The 369-nt window shown below is 37.9% G+C and carries 1 protein-coding gene; it reads right to left on the reverse strand.

The genetic code is table 11. The features are described 5' to 3' along the window. Window positions 1-369 (reverse strand): hypothetical protein (locus ACWXWW_RS17920; protein WP_455971349.1); only part of this gene is annotated, 369 nt, incomplete at both ends.

A 369-nucleotide genomic window follows, 5' to 3' on the forward strand; every position in this document is an offset into this window, starting at 1 on the left:
CTTCAGCGCACACCCAATTAAATTTAGAGAATGCATTTTTATATTCACGATCCCAACCAGTAAAAATTAACCCCTCCTCTTTACAAACTTTCTTAATTTGGTACTCTCGATGCTCTTGTTTCCATCGGAAAGTTTCACTGCATCGGCAAGATTTTTGACCCACTTTCAGTCCACTTATCGGGGATTCAAATACTCCAGAACAAAGACCGGCTTCAACGTATTCATCACTAGAGCAAGTACTGCATGTATAATTCCAATAACGTTTATACCCTTCTTTGCTTAACCTTTCACTTCGCCAAAACTTATAACCTTCTGTAAACCCAGCTTTGATAAAATCCTCAATGTGTTGTTTGTCTGAGATTAATACAG

The sequence above is a fragment of the Microbacterium sp. KNMS genome (assembly GCF_053851835.1).